Genomic DNA, 4,492 nt, shown 5'->3' with positions numbered 1-4,492 from the left:
CTCGTGGGCGGCGTAGTGGCCGCCGACCTCGCCGCGCCCGTCGACGTCCGCCTCGTACGCCGTCCAGCGCACGATGTTGGCGTGGTCGCGCTCGGCGAAGCGGCGGATCGACTGGAAGTCGCCGGGGAACATGGCCAGCGCGGTCGGCACCGTGGTCGGCCCCTCGGGCTGCTCACCGGCGTGCGCGTCCTCCCAGTAGAACCGGATGGCCGAGCCGGCGGTGCCGGTGAACCAGTAGAGCGCCACGTTGGCCACGACGAACTCGTCGTCCAGGCTCTCGTCGAACAGTTGGGCGTTCCAGGCCAGCAGCCCGACCGGCGAGTCGGCCAGCGCGAACGCCAGGGTCTGCGGCTGCTGGCTGTGCACCTGGTTGAAGGAGAACTTGTTCTCGTAGAACCACTGGAGGTGCTTGAGCGCCGCCTGGTCGGCCGCGGAGAGGTCGGCGAACTCGGCCGGGTCGCCGGACGGGAACGAGAAGAGCTGGGTGACGTGCACGCCGAGCACGTGCTCCGGGTCGATCCGGCCCAGCTCGGGCGAGATGAGCGAGCCACCGTCGTTGCCGACCGCGCCGTAGCGCTCGTACCCCAGGCGGCTCATCAGCTCGGCCCAGGCGCGGGCGGTGCGGTAGCGGTTCCAGCCGGCCTCGCCGGTCGGGCCGGACCACCCAAAGCCCGGGATCGACGGGATGACCAGGTGGAACGCCGGCGCCGCCGGGTCGGTGGGCTCGGTCAGCGGGGCGATCACGTCCAGGTACTCCAGCACCGAGCCGGGCCAGCCGTGGGTGAGCACCAGCGGGGTGGCGTCCGGCCGGGAGGACCGGACGTGCAGGAAGTGCACCCGCTGGCCGTCGATCTCGGTGACGAACTGCGGGTGGGCGTTCAGCCGGGCCTCGACGGCCCGCCAGTCGAACGTCTCCAGCCAGTAGGTGGCCAGGCCGCGGACCCGGTCGGTGGTCATCCCGTACGCGCCGCCGACGCCGGGCAGCTCGCCGGGCCAGATGGTCCGGCGCAGCCGGTCGGCCAGGTCGTCCAGGGCGGCCTGCGGGATCTCGACGCGGAACGGGCGGATGGCGGTGCCGGTCATGGTTGCTCCTTCAGAACGGAATGTTTCGTTCCGTTTCAACATAGCAGAGCGGAACGATCCGTTCCACTGCTAATCTCGATCCATGCCGAACCCGACCGGAAACGCCGCCGCGCCGCTGGCCGGCCGCCGCGCGCAGGCCGCCCGCAACGACGCGGTGATCCTGGAAGCGGCGCGCGCCGTCTTCCTCGACGACCCGAAGGCCCCGATCGCCGCCGTCGCCGACCGCGCCGGCGTCGGCATCAGCGCCCTCTATCGCCGGTACGCGGGCAAGGAGGACCTGCTCCGCCGGCTCTGCCACGATGGGCTGCGCCGGTACGTCGCCGAGGCCGAGGCGGCGCTCGCCGAGCCGGATGGCTGGCGGGGCTTCACCGGCTTCCTGGAGCGCGTGGTCGACGCCGACGTGCACTCGCTCACCGTCCACCTGGCCGGCACCTTCACCCCGACCGAGGAGATGGGCCGGGACGCGCAGCGCGCCAACGACCTGACCGTGACGCTGGTCGAGCGGGCCCACGCCACCGGTCGGCTGCGACCCGACGTGGTGACCCAGGACGTCGGGCTGCTGCTGGAGGGTTGCGCCGCACTGCGCGTACCCGATCAGGAGCGGACCCGGCAACTGCGCCGGCGCCACCTGGCGGTGCTGCTGGCCGGCCTGGCCGTGACCGACCCCCCGCTGCCCGGCCCGCCGCCGGCGGCGGGCGAGTTCGCCTGGCGCTGGCGCCGCTCCGAGTGACTCAGCTCACACCGCCAGGGTTGAGCGGAATAGGCTCAACTCTGGTTGTGTCCTTTCCAGTGGACACGCCGATCCGGGGGAGCCCATGAACACGGAACGCCTCACCACCAAGAGCCGCGAGACGATCACCGGTGCCGTCGCGCTGGCGAACCAGCGCGGCCACGCCACCGTGGAGCCCTGGCACCTGCTGCTGTCACTGCTGGACACCGAGGGGTCGACCGCCGCCGGCCTGCTGCGCGCCGTCGGGGCCGACCCGGCCGACCTGCGCCGGGCCGCCCAGCGCGCGGTCGACGCGCTGCCCGCCGCGCGGGGCTCCAGCATCGCCGAGCCGACCCTGGCCCGCGAGTTCGTCAACGCCATCGGCGCCGCCGAGCAGATCGCCCGGCCGCTGGGCGACGAGTACACCTCCACCGAGCACCTGCTCGCCGGCCTGGCCCGGGTGGGCGGCGCGGTGTCCGGCGCTCTCAAGTCCGCCGGCGCGACCGAGGAGAACCTGGTCGCCGCCTTCCCGACCGTGCGCGGCGGGGACCGGCGGGTGACCACCGCCGACCCGGAGCAGACCTACCAGGCGCTGGCCAAGTACGGCGTCGACCTGACCGCCAGCGCCCGGGACGGCAAGATCGACCCGGTCATCGGCCGGGACTCGGAGATCCGCCGGGTGATCCAGGTGCTGTCCCGGCGTACCAAGAACAACCCGGTGCTGATCGGCGAGCCCGGCGTGGGCAAGACGGCCATCGTCGAGGGGCTGGCCCAGCGGATCGTGGCCGGCGACGTGCCGGAGTCGCTGCGGGACAAGAAGCTCGTCTCGCTCGACCTGGGCGCGATGGTCGCCGGCGCGCAGTACCGCGGCCAGTTCGAGGAGCGGCTGAAGTCCGTGCTGGAGGAGATCAAGAACTCCGACGGGCAGGTCATCACGTTCCTCGACGAGCTGCACACCGTGGTCGGCGCCGGCAAGGGCGAGGGCTCGATGGACGCCGGCAACATGCTCAAGCCGATGCTGGCCCGCGGCGAGCTGCGGATGGTCGGCGCGACCACGCTGGACGAGTACCGCGAGCACATCGAGAAGGACCCGGCGCTGGAGCGCCGCTTCCAGCCGGTGCTGGTCGGCGAACCGACCATCGAGGACACCATCGGCATCCTGCGCGGTCTCAAGGAGCGCTACGAGGTGCACCACGGCGTACGGATCACCGACGCCGCACTGGTCGCCGCCGCGTCCCTCTCCGACCGCTACATCACCGACCGGTTCCTGCCGGACAAGGCGATCGACCTGGTCGACGAGTCCGCGTCCCGGCTCCGGATGGAGATCGACTCCCGGCCGGTCGAGGTGGACGAGATCGAGCGGGCGGTGCGCCGCCTGGAGATCGAGGAGATGGCGTTGGCCAAGGAGCCGGACGCCGCCTCCGCCGAGCGGCTGGAACGGCTGCGCAAGGAACTGGCCGACAAGCGTGAGCAGCTCACCGCGCTGTCGGAGCGCTGGCAGCTGGAGAAGAGCCACATCACCAAGCTCTCCACCGCCAAGGAGGAGCTGGAGCGGCTCGGCGGCGAGGCCGAGCGGGCCGAGCGCGACGGTGAGCTGGAGCGCGCCGCCGAGCTGCGCTACGGCCGGATCCCCGCGCTCAAGGCCGACCTGGCCAAGGCCGAGGAGGAGCTGGCCCGCCTGCAGGCCGACGGCGCGATGCTCAAGGAGGAGGTCGGCGCGGACGACATCGCCGCCGTGGTCGCCTCCTGGACCGGCATCCCCGCCGGCCGGCTCTTGGAGGGCGAGACGGCCAAGCTGCTGCGGATGGAGGAGTCGCTGCGCGCCCGGGTGGTCGGCCAGGCCGAGGCGGTGGGCGCCGTCTCCGACGCGGTCCGCCGCGCCCGCGCCGGCGTGGCCGACCCGGACCGGCCGACCGGCAGCTTCCTCTTCCTCGGCCCGACCGGCGTCGGCAAGACCGAGCTGGCCAAGGCGCTCGCCGAGTTCCTCTTCGACGACGAGCGGGCAATGGTCCGCATCGACATGAGCGAGTACGGCGAGAAGCACTCCGTCGCCCGCCTGGTCGGCGCCCCGCCCGGCTACGTCGGCTACGAGGAGGGCGGCCAGCTCACCGAGGCGGTGCGCCGCCGGCCGTACTCGGTGATCCTGCTGGACGAGGTGGAGAAGGCCCACCCGGACGTCTTCGACATCCTGCTCCAGGTGCTCGACGACGGTCGGCTCACCGACGGGCAGGGCCGCACGGTGGACTTCCGCAACGCGATCCTGATCCTCACCTCCAACCTCGGGTCGTCGGTGATCAGCGACCTGACGCTGGCTGAGGAGCAGCGCCGGGAGGGCGTCCTCGCGGTGGTCCGGTCGCACTTCAAGCCGGAGTTCCTCAACCGGCTGGACGACATCGTGGTGTTCGCCGCTCTCCAGGGCGCCGACCTGCGGGCCATCGTGGACATCCAGCTCGACCGGATGCGCAAGCGGCTCGCCGACCGCCGGCTAAGCCTGGAGATCACCGACGCCGCCCGCGAGTGGCTGGCCGACCACGGGTACGACCCGATCTACGGCGCGCGCCCGCTGCGCCGGCTGGTGCAGTCCGCCATCGGCGACCAGCTCGCCAAGGCCATCCTGGCCGGCCAGATCCGCGACGGCGACACGGTGAAGGTCGACCTGGCCGACCCCAAGGACTCCCTCACGGTGACGGCGCCCTGACC

3 protein-coding genes are annotated in these 4,492 nt (G+C 72.5%); 2 read left to right on the top strand and 1 reads right to left on the bottom strand.

Annotated features, from left to right (window positions below; all coding sequences use genetic code 11):
- Window positions 1–1,083: epoxide hydrolase family protein (locus DLJ47_RS30735; RefSeq protein WP_109905261.1), on the bottom strand; the 1,083-nt coding region annotated here is incomplete at its 3' end.
- A gap of 82 nt (window positions 1,084–1,165) precedes the next feature.
- Between DLJ47_RS30735 and DLJ47_RS30730 the strand changes: the two genes are divergently transcribed.
- Window positions 1,166–1,813 (top strand): TetR/AcrR family transcriptional regulator, encoded by a 648-nt coding sequence (locus DLJ47_RS30730; protein WP_109905259.1) that lies wholly within the window; start codon window positions 1,166–1,168, stop codon window positions 1,811–1,813.
- 85 nt (window positions 1,814–1,898) lie between these two features.
- On the top strand, window positions 1,899–4,490 hold the full coding sequence (gene clpB, locus DLJ47_RS30725) for an ATP-dependent chaperone ClpB (RefSeq protein ID WP_109905257.1): 2,592 nt from the start codon (window positions 1,899–1,901) through the stop codon (window positions 4,488–4,490).
- The last annotated feature ends 2 nt before the right edge of the window (window positions 4,491–4,492 follow it).

This window comes from Micromonospora sp. S4605 (assembly GCF_003176715.1).
Lineage (GTDB): Bacteria > Actinomycetota > Actinomycetes > Mycobacteriales > Micromonosporaceae > Micromonospora > Micromonospora echinaurantiaca.
The sequence above is the reverse complement of the archived record's forward strand: the minus strand, read 5'-3'. Positions and strand labels throughout refer to the sequence as shown.